Source organism: Verrucomicrobiota bacterium (genome assembly GCA_021413925.1).
Classification (GTDB): domain Bacteria; phylum Verrucomicrobiota; class Verrucomicrobiia; order Chthoniobacterales; family UBA6821; genus UBA6821.
On record JAIOPL010000016.1, the window covers coordinates 21,234 to 42,851 of the forward strand.

At 60.0% G+C, this 21,618-nt stretch carries 18 protein-coding genes; 5 read left to right on the plus strand and 13 right to left on the minus strand.

The window, feature by feature from the left end:
* Positions 1–183: 183 nt before the first annotated feature.
* From K8R57_08095 to K8R57_08125, 7 genes are all read right to left on the minus strand, one after another.
* Entirely contained in the window at positions 184–2,310 is a 2,127-nt protein-coding gene (locus K8R57_08095) for a beta-galactosidase (protein MCE9588259.1), read from the minus strand.
* Between the two features lie 28 nt (positions 2,311–2,338).
* The gene (locus K8R57_08100; GenBank protein ID MCE9588260.1) at positions 2,339–4,441 is read right to left on the minus strand and encodes a glycoside hydrolase family 52 protein; all 2,103 of its coding nucleotides are present in this window, start codon (positions 4,439–4,441) and stop codon (positions 2,339–2,341) included.
* Positions 4,442–4,863: 422 nt separating this feature from the next.
* On the minus strand, positions 4,864–6,291 hold the full coding sequence (gene uxaC, locus K8R57_08105) for a glucuronate isomerase (protein MCE9588261.1): 1,428 nt from the start codon (positions 6,289–6,291) through the stop codon (positions 4,864–4,866).
* 48 nt (positions 6,292–6,339) lie between these two features.
* Positions 6,340–6,843, minus strand: a complete 504-nt coding sequence (locus tag K8R57_08110; protein MCE9588262.1) for a gluconokinase — start codon at positions 6,841–6,843, stop codon at positions 6,340–6,342.
* A complete protein-coding gene (locus tag K8R57_08115) occupies positions 6,840–8,144 on the minus strand; it encodes a lactate racemase domain-containing protein (protein ID MCE9588263.1) in 1,305 nt (434 codons plus the stop codon). Before K8R57_08115 ends, K8R57_08110 begins: the two co-directional genes overlap by 4 nt.
* Before the next feature lie 8 nt (positions 8,145–8,152).
* Complete coding sequence (locus K8R57_08120; GenBank protein MCE9588264.1) at positions 8,153–8,998, minus strand: SDR family oxidoreductase; 846 nt, start codon at positions 8,996–8,998, stop codon at positions 8,153–8,155.
* Between the two features lie 6 nt (positions 8,999–9,004).
* Complete coding sequence (locus K8R57_08125; protein ID MCE9588265.1) at positions 9,005–10,252, minus strand: tagaturonate epimerase family protein; 1,248 nt, start codon at positions 10,250–10,252, stop codon at positions 9,005–9,007.
* A 142-nt stretch (positions 10,253–10,394) separates the two neighbouring features.
* On the opposite strand from K8R57_08125, the gene K8R57_08130 reads away from it, so the two are divergent.
* Entirely contained in the window at positions 10,395–11,198 is an 804-nt protein-coding gene (locus K8R57_08130) for a helix-turn-helix transcriptional regulator (GenBank protein MCE9588266.1), read from the plus strand.
* 45 nt (positions 11,199–11,243) lie between these two features.
* On the opposite strand, the gene K8R57_08135 is transcribed toward K8R57_08130, so the two are convergent.
* Positions 11,244–12,689, minus strand: coding sequence for a hypothetical protein (locus K8R57_08135; GenBank protein ID MCE9588267.1), 1,446 nt, complete (start codon positions 12,687–12,689; stop codon positions 11,244–11,246).
* A gap of 101 nt (positions 12,690–12,790) precedes the next feature.
* Between K8R57_08135 and K8R57_08140 the strand changes: the two genes are divergently transcribed.
* Positions 12,791–13,651, plus strand: a complete 861-nt coding sequence (locus tag K8R57_08140; protein MCE9588268.1) for an AraC family transcriptional regulator — start codon at positions 12,791–12,793, stop codon at positions 13,649–13,651.
* Between the two features lie 49 nt (positions 13,652–13,700).
* Here K8R57_08140 and K8R57_08145 read toward each other — a convergent pair whose 3' ends face one another.
* Positions 13,701–14,585: an AraC family transcriptional regulator gene (locus K8R57_08145; protein MCE9588269.1), complete on the minus strand. Its 885-nt coding sequence runs from the start codon at positions 14,583–14,585 to the stop codon at positions 13,701–13,703.
* A gap of 134 nt (positions 14,586–14,719) precedes the next feature.
* On the opposite strand from K8R57_08145, the gene K8R57_08150 reads away from it, so the two are divergent.
* Both K8R57_08150 and K8R57_08155 read left to right on the plus strand, forming a co-directional pair.
* Positions 14,720–15,517 (plus strand): phytanoyl-CoA dioxygenase family protein, encoded by a 798-nt coding sequence (locus tag K8R57_08150; protein ID MCE9588270.1) that lies wholly within the window; start codon positions 14,720–14,722, stop codon positions 15,515–15,517.
* Positions 15,518–16,216: 699 nt separating this feature from the next.
* The gene (locus K8R57_08155) at positions 16,217–16,450 is read left to right on the plus strand and encodes a hypothetical protein (GenBank protein ID MCE9588271.1); all 234 of its coding nucleotides are present in this window, start codon (positions 16,217–16,219) and stop codon (positions 16,448–16,450) included.
* A gap of 18 nt (positions 16,451–16,468) precedes the next feature.
* Here K8R57_08155 and K8R57_08160 read toward each other — a convergent pair whose 3' ends face one another.
* Positions 16,469–17,530 carry a fatty acid desaturase gene (locus tag K8R57_08160; protein MCE9588272.1) on the minus strand — a complete coding sequence of 354 codons (1,062 nt, stop codon included), beginning with the start codon at positions 17,528–17,530 and terminating at the stop codon, positions 16,469–16,471.
* A 104-nt stretch (positions 17,531–17,634) separates the two neighbouring features.
* Between K8R57_08160 and K8R57_08165 the strand changes: the two genes are divergently transcribed.
* Positions 17,635–18,489 carry an AraC family transcriptional regulator gene (locus tag K8R57_08165; GenBank protein ID MCE9588273.1) on the plus strand — a complete coding sequence of 285 codons (855 nt, stop codon included), beginning with the start codon at positions 17,635–17,637 and terminating at the stop codon, positions 18,487–18,489.
* A gap of 102 nt (positions 18,490–18,591) precedes the next feature.
* Here K8R57_08165 and nagB read toward each other — a convergent pair whose 3' ends face one another.
* The 3 genes from nagB to K8R57_08180 all read right to left on the minus strand — a co-directional run bounded on the left by nagB (position 18,592) and on the right by K8R57_08180 (position 21,612).
* A complete protein-coding gene (gene nagB, locus K8R57_08170) occupies positions 18,592–19,377 on the minus strand; it encodes a glucosamine-6-phosphate deaminase (protein ID MCE9588274.1) in 786 nt (261 codons plus the stop codon).
* A 37-nt stretch (positions 19,378–19,414) separates the two neighbouring features.
* Positions 19,415–20,290, minus strand: a complete 876-nt coding sequence (locus tag K8R57_08175) for a PIG-L family deacetylase (protein ID MCE9588275.1) — start codon at positions 20,288–20,290, stop codon at positions 19,415–19,417.
* A gap of 221 nt (positions 20,291–20,511) precedes the next feature.
* On the minus strand, positions 20,512–21,612 hold the full coding sequence (locus K8R57_08180; GenBank protein ID MCE9588276.1) for an aminoglycoside phosphotransferase family protein: 1,101 nt from the start codon (positions 21,610–21,612) through the stop codon (positions 20,512–20,514).
* Positions 21,613–21,618 lie beyond the last annotated feature (6 nt).

Genomic DNA, 21,618 nt, shown 5'->3' on the forward strand with positions numbered 1-21,618 from the left:
CCAGGCCTGTTGGCGCGCTTCCTTATACCATCTCCACTCTTATTCCGGTTGAATTCGCTGGTTCTTTCGGCGATGGGCGTTGTTGTCATCCCTCGGGTTATCTTCAGATAGCCCTCGGTCTTCCGCCTAGCCCATCACCAAAATCCCTTCGCTAATTCCACCAGACTAATCATGGAAATGGTATTAAACCACGCGGAAGACGGAGCCGGATTTGCGGTCGAGATCGATGAGGGCGCATCCATCCGTGACCGGAATGGTTTCGCCGGATTCGAGATCCACGAGACCGGTGGCCGATTTGTCGGCGAAAGTGACCTTCGCCCGGGCGGCTTCGGGATAATGGTTCAGGGCAAAGAGAATCCGATCCTCCGGTCCCTCGTGCAGGACGGCGCTGAAGAGGTTGCGCGGTTGTTTGTAAACGCAGTGGCCGCCCTCGGACTTCATGTCCTTGCCGCTGTTCCAATCGACCCAGGTGACCGTGCCTTCGGGTTCCACGCGGACTTTGGGCGCCGGCGTTTCCTTGTCGAGCAGGGCGGAGAGCCAGGCGATCGACTCCAGCGAATCCTCCTCCGGTTGACCGGATCCGAGGCCTACCGGCATCCACCAGATGCTTCCCTTGCCTTTTGCAAGCGGTTCGCCGGACTTCGCGGGAGCGCCGCCGAGAAAGGTGATGACGGCGCCGGAATCGTTGCGACCGGGCCATGTTCCCGAGACGACGAGTTTACCGCCGTCGTGAACATATTGTTCCAAGGCCTGTGCCGTGACGCTGTGGATGACGGGTGAGCCGGGCAGGATGACCAGAGGTGCCGCTCCGAGCTTCGCCACGGAGTGCACGGGATCGATCACCGAGGCCTGACGGCCGGTATGCTCGACGACTCGGAAAAGACCCTCGTATTCACGCGAAGCCTGGCCGCACTTGGCACCGTCCACCCTGGGTTCGCCGACATAGAGGGCGTTGTCGTTGCAGGGCGATGGATCGCCGATGTAGGAATGCTGGTGGCTGGTGAGGTCATAGATGACCGCGAGATCGGTGGCGGGAACGAGGTCGTCCCAGCCTTTGATCGTCTCGCAGGCGAGCTTTTTGACCGACCGGAGCACGGCCAGACTCGGACGTGCGTGGCCATGGGAACTGACCGGGGAGTCGCCCCAGCAGTCGCGGTCATGAAACATGAACCAGGAAAGCGCCTTGCAGCCTTGCGCCAGCGCGCAGAGGGCCATGAAGCGCATGTGGTCGTACGAGACGCGGGATTTCAGCGCGCGCTCCCAAGTGCCGCTCATGAACTCGGCCGACCAGGTGTAACGCAGCGTCGCGTTCATGAGCTTGAGCACGCGGGCCATCGACTGATAGCCCGAGTAGCTCATGAAGGTGCCGCGGTAGAAATCGTAGCCCGCGATACCGAGCGGGCCGGTGGCTTTCTCGAACTCGGTCATGCGAGTCGGCACGCCCTCGGGACGGTGCGGGTTGAAGTTCGTCATGAAGGTCACCTCCTTCACGCCGTTCGCCTCGTGCATCTCGCGCAGGGCGGCGATGTATTTCGACATGGCCCAGGTCTTGAACTCGCACCAGTCGGCATACCATGCAAAGTCGTCGCCCACCTCGTCAGGGACCTGCCGCGGAGGCTGCACATCCTCGATGGAGGGGTATTTTTGCGGATAAGGGAGAGCGGCGGCGTTGCCGTATTTATCAGTGAGGAACCGGTGGTAGAACCCGCCGCGACCGACGTTCACGGGGTTGTAGTCGCTGGTGAGCATGCCGTCCTGGACGATGTAGCTCACCTCGTTGTCGAGGTTCACCATCGTGATGAAGCCGCCGTTGGATTTGAGGCGGGGCTTGATGATCTTGTCCACCTCGTTGATCCACTTCCGGCACCAGGCGAGATACTCGGGATGCAGATAGGAGGGCTGGGAACCCTCCCGTTTGCCGATCCAGTAGCCCTGCGTCGTGCGATTCTGGTAATCCCAGACCATGATCGAGGGATCGCCCATGATGAGCCATTCGGGATAGGCGCCATGGATCATTTCATTGCAACAAAACGGGCCGCAACGGAAGTTGAGTTCCAGTCCCATCTCGTGCACCAGATCGAGGAAATGGTAGAGGTTGAGATTCGGATTCGTCCGGCCCTCGAAATCGAGCTCGCCCGCCGGATGCTCGGCGCTTGGTGGCCCTACCAGATGCGTGGCCCACTGAACATAGGTGGTGACATTTTTGAGACCGGCGTCCTTGAATTTCTGAAGGATCGGCTTCCAGTAGCGTTTCTCTAGGCGGAAGTATTGGATCTCGCCGCCGAAGATGTTTTTTGATTGGTGTTTCATTGTTGAAATGGGTTTCTTAAAAGAGGCTTCAGGCGCGCTGTTTTTCCTTGAGCCAGAGGATAGAGGTGACGCCGCGCGGGTAGTATTTGCTCCCTTTGGCCTCGCCGCTCACGATCTGGTCGCTCCATGCCCAATAGTTATTTTTCTCGTCGAGCAGCCAAGCGGCGTGGGCTTGGTCCGCAACGACGCCGGCCTTGCCGGGCTTTTCCCCGAGGATTTCGGAGGCGATGAACTGGCAGAGGTAGACTTTGCTGAGCCAGGAATTGTTGCTGGTCGAGCTGATCTTCCAACCTCCGTCCGGAAAGAGACAAATCCCCTGCTTGAGCACGCCACGCAGGTGGCGGCGGAGTGAGGCGATGAGGGGGCCGAATTCGCCATCGGGCGAGAGCGCTTTTTTCAGGCCGAGGGCGTGCGGGATCACAAGACCCTCGATGGCCGGAATGATGCGGCTCTCCACATTCTCGTGAAGGATAGCGGGCAGGAGTCCGTTTTTGTCGGCGGTGGCGCTGATGGTCGCCGCCGCGCGGCGGGCCTGATCAAGGGCTGTGGCCGCGCGTTTCTTGTCGCCGATGGCTGAAAATAGATCGGCCAGGCCGACATAGCTGCCCCAGCATTTCACGGCAAGGTAGAGGTTGTTGCGGGCCTGACCGAGCGAGACATCGAGGCTGTCGTAAGTCGTGATCTCGCTGCCGCCGGCGCAGCGCGAGCTGTCGAGCGACATCACGCCGTCGCGCTGCGCGGGATCGGGATGGTCGCGGTTGAGCAGGCTGGTGAGGATTTTTTGGAATGTGGGGAGGTTCTTTTTGCGCCAGGCCGTGTCGCCGGATTGCTTCACATAGACGAGGGCGCAGACGAGCCAGTTCACCAACTCCTCGTGCGACATGTGGGAGAAGCAGCCGTGGAGCCCGCTCTTTTCATAGACCGAGCGCTGCGGTGGCGAGAAATGGTTGGTGATGCCCATGTCGTGCGTGAAGGTGATACCGCCCGGATACTCGGTCGCATCGCCGGGAAAACGCACGGTGTCGGTGTAGGAATAACGCCGGAGGAACCAGTCGAGTTCGTTGCGCACGGTCCAGGGATTCATCTCCATCTCGAAGAAGAGCTGGTCGATCGTGAGGTCGAGCGTGTTGAGCATCCGGTATTCCCCCTCGTTCACCGCCCAGAGCGGCTTGCCTTCGAATTCCAGAAACTGCGTGCTGCCGTAGTAGCTGTGCACGGCCTGCGCGAGCATGAAGGAACGGGCTTCGCCGAGTTTGGCCTTGGCGAGTTTTTTGTCGAACGCATCGCCCCGTTTTTTCAACGCACCGAAGTTCTCCAACGCATAGGCGGCGACGGCCTCGATATCGGAAAAATAGCGCGTGTAGTGGTAGCGTGTGTTCAGACCCGTGGTGGCCTGCCCCGCACGGTGGAAGCAAACCGCAAAGCGGAAGGTCTGCTTCTTTCCTGCCTTGGCCCTGCACACCAAAAGGCCCACGCCGCCGATGCCGAAGGAATGATTGAAGGGATCGCTCTCCCCGAGAATGTCCTCGACGCTGAATCCCAGCGCGGAGTGGACACCCGGCGAGTCGCTGGCGATGGCCAGGGTATCCCCGCAGGCGATGCCGGTGATTTTTTCCAACCCCTCGACGAGCCGCATTCCGCGCACCGGGTCGTTGCCCTGAAAGCCGAAGATCGCCAAGCGGTCTTTCTTCGAGCGCGTGTTGTCCACCGTCAGCTCCACGGTCAAGGCGGGCACATAGGCAAGTCGAAGATCCTTGTCGGAAACCTTTCCGGGCTCGGGTGCAGCCATCGCCGGGGTATGGATGGCGAAGGTCAGATCCCCCGCCGTCCAGGTGTCGGAACCGGCGGAGAATTCGCGCCGGATCGCCTTGTCGGGCCATGAGCGCGGAACCACGCGCTTTTGGACCGCCCCGGCCTCCACATCGAAGCGGGCGCTGTCATCCGCCGTCTCCTGAAAGAACGGCAGGCAGGTGATGCTCTCCCCGTCCGCGAGGCCGATGAAGACATTCTGGTCGGCCGGCTTGCCGAGTTCCAGACCGAGGCCGCCCTTTGCTCCTTTGGCGCCGAGGGTAAAACTGGCGAACGCTCCGATGGGTGAATGCTGGGTGTTGAAGTGGATGTTTTGTTTCATTTGATGATGCTGGATTTTTGAAAAATAGGAGTGCTGCTTTCAGTTTATGGGCGCGGCTGACAAAATGGTTCAGTCGGCTCAACCGGCCAGCCGGGGACTTGGAATGTCGATCCCGAGCGGGTTGGGGAAAAATTCACAACGCAGGTGCGTCGGTGATGTCATGGATTCTAAGCAAAATTGATTCTAGGGAAGGCCTGCCCCTTCGACCTCGAAGGAAGAATGCAAAAAAGTATGAATTATGAAATATGAGTCACAGGTCAAGACATAGGGAACACATGGCGTGAGTGTTTGGTGATGGTGGTGATGTTTTAGTTGTTGGTCAATGGCAGGAAGGTTTGGAGCGCAGGCAACGGAGAGGAATGGGCGAATGCCCTTGCCTCCATCCAGCCGTAGCCAGCCTCGCCATGTTGGATTGGGAGCGCTTATGGGTTCTCGTAGAACCCGAAGTAGCGCCGGGCGTTGCGGTAGCTGATGTCCTCCACCATACTTCCGACCAACGCAATGTCGTCGGGCAGAAGACCGCGCTCGATGTCATCGCCGAGGATGTTGCAGAGCAGGCGGCGGAAGTATTCGTGCCGGGTGTAGGAGAGGAAGGAACGGCTGTCGGTGAGCATGCCGACAAACTGGCTGAGAAGGCCGAGCTGCGAGAGGCTCTCGATCTGCCGCCTCATGCCGTCGATTTGATCGAGGAACCACCAACCGCTGCCGAACTGGATCTTGCCGGCCGTGATGCCGTCCTGGAAATTCCCGAGCATCGTCGCGATGAGTTCGTTGTCGCGCGGATTGAGGTTGTAGATGATCGTCTTCGGCAGGCTCCCGGCGAGGTCGAGCCGATCGAGGTGTTTGGCCAATGTCGCCGCAACGGGCATATCGCCGATGGAGTCGAATCCGCAATCGGGACCGAGCAGTTTCTTCATCCGGCTGTTGTTGTTCCGGATTGCCCCGTAGTGGATCTGCATGGTCCACCCCTTCGCCGCATCCATCACGGCCAGTTCGTGGAGCATGTATGATTTGTAGCGGAGTGCCTCATCGGGTGTGACGGCGCCTCCCGCCCGCGCCTTGGCAAAGATCGAGGCCGCCTCGCTCTCCGTGCAATCCTCGGCCCAGATGGTGTCCACTCCCCGGTCGGAGAGACGGCAACCGCGCGAGGCGAAGAAGTCGTGACGGTTCTGTAGGGCCTGCATGAAATCGGATAGCGTGCTGATGGCGACCCCCGAGGCCTTCTCGAGAAGCTCAAGCCATGTGGTGAAAGCGGCGGGTTGGTCGACGAGGAGGGCCTTGTCGGGACGCCATGTAGGACGCACTTGGGTGTCGAAGGAGGCATCGGCGGCGATCGCGGCATGGTGTTCCAATGAATCCACCGGATCGTCCGTCGTGCAGACGACCTCGACCTTGGATTTCCTCATCAACCCACGGCAGGAAAAACCGGGCTGGGCCAGAAGCTCGTTGCACTGGTCGTAGATGCCGCGCGCGGTTTCGGGATTGAGCAGGCGGTCGCTGATTCCGAAATAACGCGCAAGTTCGATGTGGGACCAGTGGTAGAGGGGATTGCGCAGCAGCTTGGGCATCGTTGCGGCGTATTGCCCGAACTTTTCCCAAGGAGGTGCATCGCCCGTGCAGTAGCGTTCGTTGACACCGGCGGTTCGCATCGCCCGCCATTTGTAATGGTCACCCCCGAGCCAAAGAGTGGCGATGTTCTCCCAGCGGATGTCATCAGCGATTTCCTTCGGCGGCAGATGGCAGTGGTAGTCGATGATCGGGAGGTCGGCCGCGTGTCGATGGTAGAGTTCGCGGGCAGTCGGTGTGTCCAGAAGGAAGTCCTCGTGGATGAAGGGGCGGTTGTTACTCATGGATGGTTCCGGTAGAGGGCGGGATGATGCGTCATCAGAAATCAGAAATCAGGAAGACAGGCTCCCGAGACTCTCCAGCGCCGAGCGGACAACCTCGTCGAGGGGTTGATCGATGGGGACGATCAGGGCCTCCCCTTCATGAGGCTCCTCGAGGGTGGCGAACTGGCTCTCAAGCAGCGCCGCGGGCATGAAATGACCGGTGCGCGCTTCCAGGCGCGTCCGGATGCACTCCCTGGATCCCTTTAAGTAGATGAAGCGCAGGCCGGGCAGGCCGGAGGAGAGGCGCTCACGGTAGACACGGCGCAGTGCGGAGCAGGCGAGGAAGGTCGGGCGTGAGGAGTCTGACCGGGAGGCCAGTTCGGCATTGAGCAGGTCGAGCCAACCCCATCGGTCCTCGTCCTGAAGCGGGATCCCGGCGGCCATTTTCGCGCGGTTGGCCGGAGGGTGGAAGTCATCGGCATCGAGAAAGTCGCCACCGCCCGCCTCGGCAAGCATCCGGGCGACGCTGCTCTTCCCGCAGCCGGAGACTCCCATGACGACATGAAGGCTCATGAGGTGCGGCGTTCGGAGTTCCCCGGTGAGCCGGAGTCCCCGGAAGCCCATGGTGCGGGATCCTCGAGCTGGAAAAGCATCTCGCCCGCCTTGGGAACAAGCAGGATCCGCTCCTCCTCGCGGCCGGCGTAATCGTCGGGGTTAATGCCGGCGGGATCGCGGTAGCCCATGTTGATGCGCTCGCAGACCTCGCGGGGGATTCCGGTGGCGAGGGTGACGCGGGCGCGGCATTTCTCGACGCCGTTCTCGTAGGTGCCGACGCCGCGCACATGGGTGCTGTGGGCGATGGTTCCCCACGGGTAGTCCTTGAAGCGTTCCCACTGGCCAAGGAAGTAGTCGCGGCAGTGGTAGCCGATCTCCTCGATGAGCTTGCCGTGAACCACGGAGATCTCATGGATGTGCGGCGCGTAGATGATGAGTTCCCCGCCGTCGGCCAGCACCGGCTCGAGCTTGTACATGCACTTTCCCCCCACCCAGAGCTCGTCATACATCGCCGGGGCGCAGGAGAGGATCGTGTGGAAGGGGTGCTTCTTGTAGGTGATGTGAAGCCTGCGGGAGAGTTCGGAGGCCTCGTCCCAGGCCTGCTCGGGGGTCCCGGCGAAGAGGCCGGCAAGCCCGCCCTTGTCGACCACCATGCAGAGGCAACGCTTCGGGACGGGGACCAGGGCGGCCGCACGGTCGACGACCTTGCGCACCGGGGTCCACTTGTGCCCGATGATCATGGGGTTGGTGACCACGGCTCCGAGCCAGTGGAAGAAGTTCAGGATCTCCGGCCCGGCCACTCCGGGAAAAAGGTACTTGTTGCCCCCGGAAAAGCCGACGACCTCGTGGGGGAAGACGGGGCCAATGATGAGGAGTTCATCGTAGTCGAAGAGGCGCGCGTTGACATCCACGGGAACCTCCATCGAGAAGCGCCCGCCGGAGAGTTCGCTGATCTCGTCGGGCGTGAGCGTGCCGATGCGGCGGAGGGCGGCGGGGTTGTCCCACTCGTGGTTGAGGAGTCGGACACCGGCATAGCGGGTGGCCCGTTCCTCCGCAGTGATCCCGAGGCGCTTGCAGATGGCCTCCTCATCCATCGGCGGATGAGTTCCGAGCGCAATCATCACGTCGAGGGCGGCCACCTCGCCGGCCAACTGACGGTGGAGTTCCCTGAAGACCACCCCGAGCGGGCAGCTGCGGGTGGCGTCGGGCACGATGAGGAGGAGTCGCTTGCCGCGCAGTTCCTCCGCGGGACAGCCGCGGGCGATGATCTCCGCAACCCGGTCGTCCGTGATGCCGTGATCCGTGATTCCGGTTTCCATGGGCGTCTTCAGATGGTCTGGGAGAGGAAGCCCCCGTCGACGCGGAGGTCGGTCCCGGTCACGAAGCCGCTTGCCCCGGTGCTGGCCAGAAACACGGCGGCACCGACCAGTTCGGAGGCGTGACCGAAGCGGGCCATCGGGGTGTGGGAGAGGATGGAGGCAGCCCGGGCGGTGGGGGTGCCATCCTCGTTGAAGAGGAGCTTGCGGTTCTGCTCGGCGGGGAAAAATCCCGGGGTGATGGAATTCACGCGGACACCGAGGGGGGCCCATTCCCGCGCCAGGAACCGGGTGAGATTGATGACGGCCGCCTTGGCCGCCGAGTAGGCGACGACGCGGGAGAGCGGAAGATGGGCGGAGACGCTGGCGATGTTGATGATGCTCCCCCTGCCTCTCTCTCCCATGCCGGGGCCGAAGACCTGGCACGGCAGGAGGGCGCCGCCCACCAGATTGAGGTCGAAGCTGGCACGCCAGTCATCGGCGGCGATCTTCTCGAAGGGGTGGTCGGGCGTGACGGTCACGGAGGGATCGTTCCCTCCGGCTGCATTCACCAGAATGGAGGGAGCACCGAGGGCGGAGGTGATCTGCTCCCGCGCTTTGACGAGACTCTCTTCGGAGGAGGCGTCGGTCGCAACGAAGAGGGCCTTGCCCCCCGCCGCGGTGATCCGATCCACGCACTCACCACCCCGTCCGGCATGGCGTCCCGCCACAGCGACGGTCGCTCCGGCCGCGGCAAGTCCCTCGGCAAGGGCCCCGCCCAGGACGCCTGTCGCCCCGATGACGACGGCGACCTCCCCCGAAAGATCGAAGAGGCCTTGATCTGATTTTCCTGATTGAGGGGATTCCGGCGTTGCCATGGTTTTTTAGCAGAAGAGGGGCTCGATGTGTTTCCTGAGGAGATTGTCACGGACCCTGCGTCCGACGATCCCGCGGTGTTCCTTGAGGGCATCAGTGTAGCGGGTCCCCATGGCGGCGGCGACCTTGAAGGAAACGTGGATGAACTGCCGGAACTGAAGGTTGTATTGCGGGCAGGCGGCATCGTGGTTGAGAGCAGCGACGAAATCCTCCGATGACCAGGAATTGACCGTCTCGACGGAGGGCAACTCCGCGATGGTGATGTCGACCACGGGGGCGTAGGGTTTGATGAGTTCCTCCGCGTGAGGCAGTGCCGCGGCGTAGATCTCCCTGGCGATGGCCAGGCCCTCGCCTCCCGCCTCGGCCAGACCCGCGACCTCCTCCAGCCAGGTCGTGCCGGCGGTTTTCAGGTGAAGCCCCGCGTTGTGACGGGCCACGAGACGTCGGATGATGGGGTAGAGGGAAAACTTGTCACTGCCGGAGTGGACGCTGATCTTGAGGGTCGGGGGGAGGCCGAATTCGCGCACCGCATAAGCCAGCACGGCCAGATCCGCGTCGAACTCGCGCTCGAAGGCCGCGATGTCGCCGACATAATCCACGCCCTTGTTGAATCGTCCGGTGAACTTGGGCGCGATGGTCTGGGCGGGAATCCCCTCGTCGGCGATCATGGCGAGGATGATCAGTAGTTCCGCCGGAGTCTGCGGGGTGTCGGTTTCATCCACCGAGACCTCCACGGCAAAGGAATCGGCCGGTTTGGCGGCCGCGATGTGACGGTAAATTCGCCCCGCCTCCTGCATCGCCCAGAGGAACTTTCCGGCCGTGCGTTCGAGGTCGGCGCGTGTGATTTCCAGCGGCGCATCGAGCAGGGGAAGGCGATGGGTGCCGACGAGGCCGGAATGCTTTTCGAGAAAAGCCGCCATGCTCTCAGGGCTTGCCGGCTTGCCGGAATAATCGGCCACATCCAGCGTGAAGAAATCGCTCGCAGCGAGGAAGCCGTCCACCGTGTGCAGGTTGATATGATCGGCATCCACGAAGTAGGGGGCGGTCCAGTTCAAGGCCTTCACAGCGGCATCGGCCTCGGCGCGCAGATCCTCAGGCTTCGTGCCGATCAGGGTGTGCTCGCGGTTCGACTTGTTCCAGACAGGGTGGAGAGGCACTCCGCGCCCGGCGGCGGACTGGACGGCGGAGAGCTGGGCCTCGCCCTGATGGGCGAAACGGTCGCCCATTCCGATGGTGAATCGTGGTAGTTCTTTCATGGTGGTGGTTGTGATGTTGATGGGGGGGCTTTGCCATGAGACCCCTGAAAGTCGGATCCATCACACTCCCGCGGGACGGATAAGAAAACAGGAAAGCGGTAGCCATTCCGCTAGGCCTGACATAAACTGCTAGCTAGCTCGCATGAAGGAATCAGTTGCCAAAGTGACGGTCCATCCCCCGCCGGGTCGTCCAAGTTGGGGCGGGCAAGGAAATCTCCCCCTGATTTACCTTGGCTGGGGACGCCGCGACTTCGGGCAGAACCCCCTCCCTGTCCACTACGACAGGGGCACCAACTACTTCATTCTCCTCCGCGGAGAGATTATGCTGACGGTCGGAGAGGACCGGAAGGTCGTTCGTGGAGCGACAGCCATCCTGATCGATTCGGACTGCCGGTTCGGGATCACGCAGGCCCGGCGGGAAAACGTCAACATCCTGGTCTGGGTCTGGAAGGACCGGCCGGAGTTGCCCGAACTCAGGATTTCAGCGGGGGGCTACCGCACCCTTGACCTGCGGGAGACATCACTGGATGCGCTTCAGGAACTGCACGCCCGGTCCCGGAGGGAGATCGCCGTATCGGACAACTCCCTGCCCTCCACTCTCAACGCGCTGAGGCAGTTGCTGGAAGTCGAAATCCTGCGGGCCTCGCGAACAGCGGAAGCCACCGGCGATCTGAGATGGGAACTGGCCCATTCCTGGATGATGAACAGCCTTTCCATCCACACCCCTGTTCCCGCGCTCTGCGACTATCTCGGAATGTCCCCGAGCACGCTGCATCGCTTCTTCCGCGAGCGGACCGGGGTCTCGCCGGGCGCCTACTTCCGGAAGCTCAAGGCAGGGGAGGCGGCGCGATTGATCGGGAAAGAGGGGTGGCAGGTCAAGGCCGCCGCCCACCACCTCGGCTACAGGCATGCCAACGATCTCAGCCGCGCCTTGCGAAAACGGTGAAGTGGAAGGCAAGACAGGTAATGGGCTGCAGGCAAGGGACTGGAATCACGCCGAGGCGGGAAGCGTTTTGAGGTCGGGGCGTTTCCCCTCGTAAGTCTCGGCAAAGGCGAGGGCTTTGGGATCGGGCGTGATGCCGCGCTGGGCGCACCAGGTGCGGTAGAGTTCAGGCCACCAGTTCCGGTGCTCGGTGAGCCCTTGTTTTTGCGAATCGCTCCAGCCGACGAGCACCTTGGCCCAGCAGGTGTCACCATAATCAATCGCCTCCTTGGCGTCCGGCATGTCGGCCACATACCAATCACGGCCGATACGGGCATGCAGGACCTCGTCGGCCCAGTCGAAGTCTTGGAAGGTAGTGGCCAAGGGGTTACCGGCCTCCTGGCTCACCACCCACTCATGGCGCTTGCCGGTTTTCGGCATCAACCCCTGCTCGATGAAATAAAGCACGGCATGGCGTTCCTTGGGAGTGAGCTGGGTGTTGAGGGCGCGCGACCAAGTGGAATTCACCATGACCAGATGAGGCCAGTCGATCCCTTCGGAAACAAATCCCACCTCGCCCATCATGGCATGACGCGCCTCGTCCCAGAGCTGACGCGTCATGTCGCGGTAATAGGCCCACGGCTTACCTTTGGTTTCATGCAGGATGCTCGACATCATTTCCGGCACATCGATTTCGCGAAGCCGCTTGTAGAACATCATCAGCACCTTCGCATTCGGCGGCATTTCCTCATCGTAAAGGAACACCTCAGCGTTGACACCCATGTTGTAGGGATCAGGGAAACGCTCGTCGCGCCGAGGCGTGCCCTCGAAGACAAAAGCCTTCGAGCTGTAATGGCGGATCGGGGCTTCCGTATTTTGCGAAGTTTTCCCCGAGCCGTCCAATCCCCCCGCGCTGGCGAGGCAGACATCGAGAAGCGAGAGACAATTGGCTGATTCTTCCAAGCCAGCGTCGCCTCCGAATGCCGCTACGGCTTGCTCACCCCATGCACACATTTCTTCGACATCCATCAGAGTATGGCGGCACAGGCGGAGCGAAGGATGATCAGCCAGAGGATGCGTCTCCGCGATATAGCGCTGAAGCCCCTCGCGAAGCGCCGGCAACGCCTTGCGATAGAGACCAGCCAGTCGTTCCTTGACCGATGGCGTCGTCAGAATCTCGTCAAAAAAAACATCCAGCGCGGGATGCTGGCTTTTTTCAAAGCCCAGCGGGGGCTCGCGCATCTCACCGACTCTTGCGCGGAAGAGCGAGTCCATTTGAGCCGCCAGATGCGCATGATAGCTGAAAGCCATCTTGAGTTCATACACCGGCTCCTCCGCAATGTGAGCGATGCAAATCTGGTGGATGCGCCAGAACGCGTAATGGAAGCGCTTGAGCCTCTTGACACAGGTCTCGACGGAGAGGCCGGGCTTCTTCGCCTCGTCAAATGTGGCAATGCCGATCAAGGGCGGAAGTTTTAGATAAGGGGAATCTGTGGGAAGGGGAGTCGGTTTCATCAGTCGCAATCACAACGGAATTTCTGCAATCGATCTTCTAGTGTCTTATCCAAGACCAGTATTAATTTGTCTTTTTATGACTTTCTAAATAGGGATTTCTCATGAAAGCTGCAATCGAAGCCATTCCGTGGTGGAATGGCACTCGCGTGCTGCGGGCATACCGCCGCGCGGAATGCACCTTCCCTTGGAACTGGCATTACCATCCGGAAATCGAACTGACATTGATTACACAAGGCTCCGGCACGCGGCTTGTGGGCGATCACAGCGGGGAGTACAAATCCGGCGACCTCGTCCTGCTGGGCCCGAACTTGCCGCATACTTGGTTCTCACGAAAAACCGAGCGCTCCGCCGCTGTCAACGAGGCGATCGTTGTGCAGTTTTTGGAATCGGCGTTTCCAAGGACACTGCTTGAGCTTCCGGAATTCGATTCCGTTCGCTCTCTCCTGCTCCGCTCTGCGATGGGGGTGAGGTTTTCTCCCAAAACGGCTGCCCGACTGGAAAAGCGGCTGCGGGCGTTGACCAAAGCGGATGGATTTGAAGGCTGGTTGAAACTGGCCCGACTCCTCCATGAACTATCGCAGACTGAAGGCGAAACGCTCGTCGAGCCATCCTACCGCAACGAGCGGGCCTTCAAGATGGGTTCGCGTTTGGGAAAAATCATCGAGCACATTGAAAGCCATTCCGACGGGGAATTCTCCCTTGGCGATGCAGCCCGCTTCGCCAACCTCACCCCCTCCTCATTCGCCCGCTTTTTCAGGAAGACAACGGGCAAAACCTTCGTGGATTTCCGAAACGGGTGCCGCATTGGCAAGGCCTGCCAGAGACTTGTCGAGAGCGATCAAAGCATCCTTGAAATCGCCCTCGCCAGCGGATTCGGGAACCTTCCCAACTTCAACCGCCAGTTCCGAAAGTCCACAGGCATGACCCCGCGCGACTACCGAAAACTCCGCAATCCGAATTGAATACTTCCCGTCCGTTACCAACCGCTGCCTGCGCAACCGGCGGCCGTCATCAGCCCTTTACCGATCGCCGATAAGCCAGCGGGGAGCGGCCGAGGATTTTCTGGAAGATGCGCGAGAAGTAATACGGGTCGTCGTAGCCGAGTTTGGCCGCCACTTCTTTCACGCTCAGTGCCGTGGTGTCCAGATCATGGCATGCGGCCTGCATCCGGAGTCGGATGTGGTGTTCGACAGGGGATGATCCAGTCTGCTCGCGAAAGAGCGCGGAGTAGCGGGTCGGCGAGAGTCCGGCGTGCCGCGAGAGTTCCCGGAGGGTCAGTGAGCGGGCGACATTGGCGCGCATGAATTCGATACTCTTCGTCAGATCGTGCGCGATGGTGAGAGAACCACCTCCCAAACTTCGTCCCGTTTGAAAAAACAAAAGCCCCAGCACATACCTCAGGCTGTGGGAAACAAGCAGCACAGTGCGCTCGGTGAGGCCGGTGGATGCCAATCGGTATGATTCCCGAAACATGCGCGCGATTTCAATGGCATCAGCGGACGGGATCGAGAGCACATAGTCGTGGGCTGGCAGCAGACTGGCGTAGGAGGCCGCAGCCGTTCCCGCGAAGTGGGCCCAATGGATCGACCAGGGATTGTCATGATCCACTCCGTAGGCGTGCGGCTTGTTCGCCGGAATGAAAAGGACTTCACCGGCCGCGATGATGAATCGGCGTCCATCAATTTCGGCCCACCCTTTTCCTCTGGTGCAAAAGATCAAAATGCACTCATCGAGCCCGTGAGGCCTCGCGATCTGATGCAAACGCGCTTTGGGATACCATCCAAGGCATTTGACATGCAGACCGACACCGAGCGGATGGCGGCCCACCTGGCTGAGCAGATTGGCGGGCAAGAAATGAATGATCTGGCCTGGGAACCCCTGTGTCTTGGCTTTCATAGACGGTAAGATAGTCCATCTTTTTGGGAAGTTCGTCCATTTTCATTTTCCTGAAAAAAAGCGACTTTGATAAACCTATGAGCAGCACCAAATCCCCCGTACCCGAACTTCCCAAATCCGTGGACCTGGGTGAAATGAAAGCCTCCTTCCAGCAGCACGGCTACGCTGTCGCCCGAGGCCTCTTTTCGGATGCCGAGGTCGAGGAAATCAAATACACCTTCGCCCGCATCGCGGAGAACGGACCTATTCCGGGACATTTTGAACAAGTCTCCAAGGAGGAGGCCGGCGGCGATCCCCTGAAGGAATTTCCGCGCGTGTTGCATCCCCACAGATTTGACGCCGTATCGCGCAGGAATCTGGTCCATCCGGGTGTTCTCACCTGCCTGAGGGAACTCATGCAGGACGACGTTCTGGCGGCACAGAGCATGTTCTACTACAAGCCGCCGGGCTCACGCGGCCAAGCGATGCACCAGGACAATTTCTATCTCCTAGTGGAGCCGCAGACCTGTGTGGCCGCATGGACCGCCATCGACGACGCCGACCCTGAAAATGGCGGCATGTATCTCGTCGCCGATACGGCCGATGAGGAGATTTCCTGCCCCGAGATGGCCAATGTCGCTGAATCCTTCACCACACACTTCGTGCCGACGCCGAAAGGCAAAAAGGCGCTTCCCTGCGTCATGAAGGCGGGCGACACCCTCTTCTTCAACGGCAGCTCCATCCACGGATCCGGCCCCAACCGTTCCAAGGAGCGTTTCCGCCGTTCCTTTATCTGCCACTATGTCCCCAAATCTACACAACGCATCAGCAAGACTTATCTCCCTCTGCTAACGCCAGAGGGCAAGGACATCATGATCGAAGCCAACAAGGGCGGCGGAGCTTGCGGCAATTCCTGGCAAGATGGCGTGGTATGGGAGGGTGGAACGCATTGATGTTTTTGGTTCTTCGCTATTTTTAGTAGGCGACTGAGAGAGGAATCCTGAACAGTCACCACAGAGGCCATGCTCCCCAATGAGGCGTTTAGGCTGAAGGCTGAAGACTGTTAGGTGGGGGGGCGTGAAGAGGCATGTTCTCGTGCATGGGCTCTGTCTCCCCGGAGCTGGAATGTCATAGGGCTCACACTCTCAAGCAGGCTTGAAGAACATCGAGCGGTGGGAAGCGCGATGATACCCAATCAGAGATTGGCCCAAAGCAAGGGGGCGAACGCGGGAGCGAGGATAGCAAATGATCCCTCCGGCAGTATTTTCCCGATGCAACGGATGCGAACATCGAGTGCCGGGAGGCACGATGTAGCCTGCGAAGTAGTCCGAAGGACGAACCAAACACCCGGGAGGGTGTGCGGTAGAGAGCGATGGAATCGCTCCCCGAAGAGTGCCACGGCTTCCCGGGAGGGAAGTGGCATCAACCCGTCAGGAGGCGGCGAGGCAATCAACGGCCAGGCAAGCAATTCCTGAGTTCCTGATATTTCTTCCGTGTCTCGCCTTCAGGGAACCGTTCATTTCGATGACGGAGCCAGATTGATTGTGGAATCCGGCTAGCACACGCCTTCTCTTTGCACGATTCTAAGGGCGGACGGCGATCAGGGATTCGTCGAACTCGTCCTTTCTCCCTAAGAAGGCGACATCGGCACATTGCGCGGTTTCTCAGCAAAATCAGGCGCGATCAAATGTCCTGTTGCCGATGAAAACTTCCATCACGGAACAATCGAAACAAACCTCTACTTCGACAGATTGTTCCTGGATATCCTTGCACACCACAAGGCAGGCAATCCCTCGCGCGCGGATGCAAAAATCGCCCTGCAAGGTATCGAGATACTGGAAAAATGGACCATCTCAGCGAAGGAGAGTCGCATTGTAGGCTGGTAGTCTTCTTGGCGGTTCAACTCAAGCCACATTCGGCAACTCGGGAACGAAGACATAGTCCGGGTTATCGCGTTGTTTTTTGAGAACGGGAATGATCTCACGCCAGGTGGCCCAGAGCCCGTGCGGAGCGGGTGGCAAGTCGTGCGCGATCGCTTTGCGAAGCGCCGGCAGGTTGTAGAATGGCACCGCCGGGAACATGTGGTGCTCCACATGATACTGCATGTTCCAATAGAGGAACCCAATGAAAGGACTGCAGGTGAAGGTGCGGCAGCAGAGTCTGAAATCCGGGGAGTCGGGCACGAGACCGATGTGCTGGGGCGTTCCGCAGAGCGTCACCAACCAGCCACAATAGAAAACAGGCAGGTTGACCAAGAGAATTAGGATCCACTGCCCGGTGGCGATGAACGCCGCAGCCAAAGCCAGATGGCCGAACAAAACAACAGAGGCCCATTTGCGGTGGCGGCGGCGAAGTTCCTCGTTCTCCTCAGGAAGGACTTTCTGCATCCACTCCTCACCGCCGTCGAAGAGGCCCTCACCATTGAGGTTGCCGGTTGCGTATTTGAACCATTTTTTTAACGCCCCCCAAACTCCGACCGGATTTGGGAAGGGCACCAGTTGCCAGAACCAGAACTTCACGGCATCCCAGTCCATTTTTTGCGGAAGGATCACCTCACCATCATGGTCGTGATGCACGGTGACCTGATGGTGCTTCACATGGCTCACGCGGAAGGTGACCGGGTCGCTCCATGTCAGGAACGAGAACACATCCATGAAAAGATCATTCAGCCACTGCCTACGGAATGGCGTCTTGTGAACCAACTCGTGCACGGCCACGAGACCCATGAACCCGGCAAAGGTGCCGTGGAGGAAGACAAACAATACAAGGAGCGGAACCATCCATGCCCAATTTGCCTGCGTGATGCTTCCACAAGCGACATAGGCCGCCGTGCCTGTGCAGGCGTAGAGACCCAGATGGAGGAGCGCTTGACGGAGTGCTTTTCCGTCATGGCGTTTCATCAGCTCGCTCATCACGCCTTTGTCCACTTTCGTGCGATACCAGTTGATTTTGATTTGTTCGTTCATGGCAGATCGAAACAAAACATTTGGGCGGCAAAGAGTCTATATCCCCACTGACTTATTTCATATCTCTATTGCCTATTTTTAAAAATGGAGGCACCTTGAGTCGCATGGCACCTCGTTCTTCGAAGCCAGTTAGCGCGGTTGCAAAAACCGAAGACCTCTACCGAGCGGAGTCGCGCGGGAGCGATCTCCACATGTTTGGACGGGCTCTCTACCTGCCTGGTGGATGGCACGGCCCGCGAAGTCAGAATGTGTTTTTTCTCATCACGATTTTGGAAGGCAGTGTCGAGATCAACTACAATAGCCGCCGGATTCAGCTTGGATCTGGCGAAGGAGTCATCCTGCCTCCCCGTGGAATGGAGTTCTTCCGTTTTGATCCGGATGTTAAAAGCGTCCACCACTGGTGCCAGATTGCGCCGAGCCTCACAAACAGGCACGAACGCGAACTCATCGGGTTGGCTAGTCACCCCTCGCCCGTTCCGGCCTCCGTCAACATCCTTATCGAGGAAGGGCTCTCCATCCCAGTTAATCCAGGCCCGCACTTGAACCTCGCGATGCAGATCCTTGCAAAAGCCTGTCTGCTTCGCTTTGCGGCCCAGGCCTCCGAAAACATTTCAACAAAGCAACCCCGCCACCAGGCCGTGGAGCGGGCGCTCGAAGCGGTCTCCATGAACCCCGCGAGATTCCGCAGCGCCGAGGACCTCGCCCACCACTGCGGGATTTCCTACTCTCGCCTTCGAAAACTTTTTCAGGACGATCAAGGCGAGACCCCCACGGCCATGATCTGGCGCTTAAAGGCCGATCAAGCGATTCAACTGATCCGCGCCACCGGCCTAACCTTGGCCGAAGTCGCGGAACAGTGCGGCTTCTCCAACGCTTTCCACCTCTCCAGATGCGTCAAAGATCGCACAGGAATCCCCCCCCGCGAACTCCGGAAAACCGAACAGGCAACTGGACGATGATTGCCGAACGCGGTGTTCCTCTGCAGCCGCACTTGCGGCTGGAGGCGTGTATCGTCATCACTCACATGAGACAGCGAGGAGCCATTTTTGCTTATGCTCCAGCTATTGATCCGCCTGCCATGAGGGCTTGTTCTGGAAGACCCATTTGTAGTACTCGGCTCGTTCAAGTTTCACGGCGGAGGATTCATCCAGATAGAACTTCGCATCCGGATGCATCTGGAGGATCGAAGCGGGATTGCTTCCTGTGATCGGGCCCTCCGTGGCACCGGCAACCGCATCGGCTTTTCCCTCACCGAAGGCGAGCAGCACCACCGAGCGGCTCTCCATGATGGTGCCGATCCCCATGGTGATGACATGGTGGGGGACATCCTCCGGCTTGTCGAAGAAGCGGGCGTTGTCCTCGCGGGTACGCTGGGTAAGGGTCTTGATGCGGGTGCGGGAAGCGAGCGAGGAGCCATGCTCGTTGAAGCCGATGTGGCCGTCCGAGCCGATTCCGAGAACCTGCAGGTCGATTCCTCCCGCATCGCGGATCGCCTGCTCATAGGCGGCGCAATGGGCCGGCACATCCTTGGTCAGACCGTCGGGAAGATGGATGTTGTCCCGCGGAATATTCACCCCGTGGAAGAAATTCTCCTCCATGAAGAGGTGGTAGGATGCGGCATGGTCGGGGGCTAGGCCGAGGTACTCATCAAGGTTGAAGGTCCGGACCCGGGAGAGGTTGAGCCCCTCCTCTCGGTGCATGCGGATGAGTTCCTTGTAGAGGGTCACGGGTGTGCTTCCGGTGGCAAGTCCCAGGACGGCATCGGGCTTTTCACGCACGAGACGGGCGATGCGGCGCGCGGCGAGGTGAGAGGCGGCGGCTGGATCTGGCGTGATGATGAGTTCCATGGTGAAGGGGTTTCGGAATGCCTGAATCGGGGTGTGATTATTGGGTCAGGGCACGTGCAAGCTTGATCCGGATGTCATCTCGGAAGCGGTCGACGTGACTCAGCGTGTAATCGAGAAGATCGGAGGTCTCGGCCCCGATCATCGGTGAGAGATCCATGGCGAAGGCGGCCTCGGTGAGGTCGTCTCCGGTGTGGGAATCCAGGAGAGTGGCGTTGGCCCGGCGTCTGCCCGCCACGGCAAGATCATAACGCTTCCCGCCGGCGATCTGGGAATCGAAGAGTCCGTTCAGGGAGGCCGCCAGATGGCCGTGCCCTCCGAGATCCTGAACGACCTTGTCCCCGTCCTCCATCCAGTCGAGGCCGCGCCACATCTCGCAGCCGAGTAGCTTGGCCGGACGGTGCGCCGGGGAAACTTCCCTGAGTGCCTCGAGCACGGCGACGAGGACACGGAGATGGGTCTCGTGCTTGTCGGCAGGATTGTGCGTGTAGATAACGGAGGGCTTCATCCTGAGAAGGAGCGCCACCAGATCGGAGACCATGGGGCCTCCGATGGGTTGCGAGATTTCCCTGCTGGGATAGCCGAGTTGGGCCACAAAGGAATATCGTCCAGCAAGGGCCGCCGTTCGCTGCTCCTGCATCCGAATTGCCGATAGATCGGAGGGCAATACCGCTGCATAGGGGCCGTCATGGGCACTTCCCGCCCCGTCGGTGCAGGTGATCCCGCCGAACCATTTCTCCGTGGAATAAAAGCACTCGGCGATCCCATGGAAGGCCATGAACTCAAGGTCATCCTGATGAGCTCCAATCCCAAGGTGCGTCGTGCGGGAGATGGCGGAATCCTCGGCCCGGCCGTCCGGGATAAAGAGGTCGCGCACTCGGGGGAAGGGAGTCTGGGAGGAGCCGCTACCGTTCATGAATATAACTATTCTTCAGGATGGTGGCTAAAAAAGCCAGCCAACAGACGCATTCCCTCATGGGAAGGGAGTCGGGAAGCGCGCAGGTGAGGAATAAACATGGAAAAGTGAAAGGGTGAAAGGCGGGGAGTATGATGAGGAATGAAGGGACTAATTTCGGCAGCCTACCGCGCCGGCTCCAACCGGCCAGCTTGAGATTTTCCTCCGCCTCCGCCTTTTCCTTACTGGGAGTCGACAAAGCGGCGCATCACCTCTTCCTGATCCTCGATGCTGGCGACCAGTGCCAACTGTGTGCGGCATCGTTCGAGATTATGGGAGGCGTGCTTGGTCTTGAAGTAGACATCCCCCTCCAGATAGTCCGTCAGGAAACGGATGCCTACCTCGAGAGAGATCAGCTTACCGGAGAAGGGGAGATGGGCTTTTTCGGCCTCGTTGAGGAAGCCGCCAGCCGAGGACAGATAGCCCCGGACCAGCGCCTCGAACATCGGCATCTGCATACGCACCTTGGAGAGGTCGGTCTCATCCTCGGCCGCCGGACTGGTGGCCGTCCGCACCATGTCACCGAAGTCGTAGAGGGCAAGTCCCGGCATCACCGTGTCGAGATCGATGACGCAGATGCCAGTCTCCGTGGCGTCGTCGACCATCACATTGTTGAGCTTGGTGTCGTTGTGGGTGATCCGCTCGGGGATCTCACCTTTCCCATGGAGGTCGAGCAGGACATCCACGAGAGCCTCGCGTTCCCGGAGGAAATCCCATTCCCGCTGCACCGAGGAGAGGCGCCCCTTGGGATCCGCTTCGACCGTCGCGCGGAGCTTCTCGAAGCGGGAGCGGGTGTTGTGAAAATCAGGGATCGTCTCGTGCAGACGAGGGCCCTTCAGACCCGCTACAAGGCGCTGGAATTCCCCGAACGCCTTCGCCACCTCCGTGGCTTGGCGGGCGTTGCGGATGATGTCGTAGGTGCGGGACCCCTCGATGAAGGGATAGCAGCGCCAGATGCCGCCCTGCTCATCCCGGACATGGGAGTAACCCTGCTTCGTGCGGATCACCGTGAGCACACAGCGCGACGGATCGGCGACATCCGCCTCGATCAGGCGCCTGTATCCTTCGTCTGTCACCCGCAGGATATTCTCCATCACGGCTTCCGGGTCCTTGAAGATCTGCGTATTGATGCGCTGGATGATGTAGCGGACCCGTGTCCCGGCCTGGCTGTAGGTGGTGACGAAGGTATCGTTGATATGGCCGCTTCCGTAGGGCTGGCTCTCGAGGAGCGTTCCGTAGATTTGGAAGTGCTCCGCCACCTTCGCGATGGCTTCCTTGGTCATGGCGAC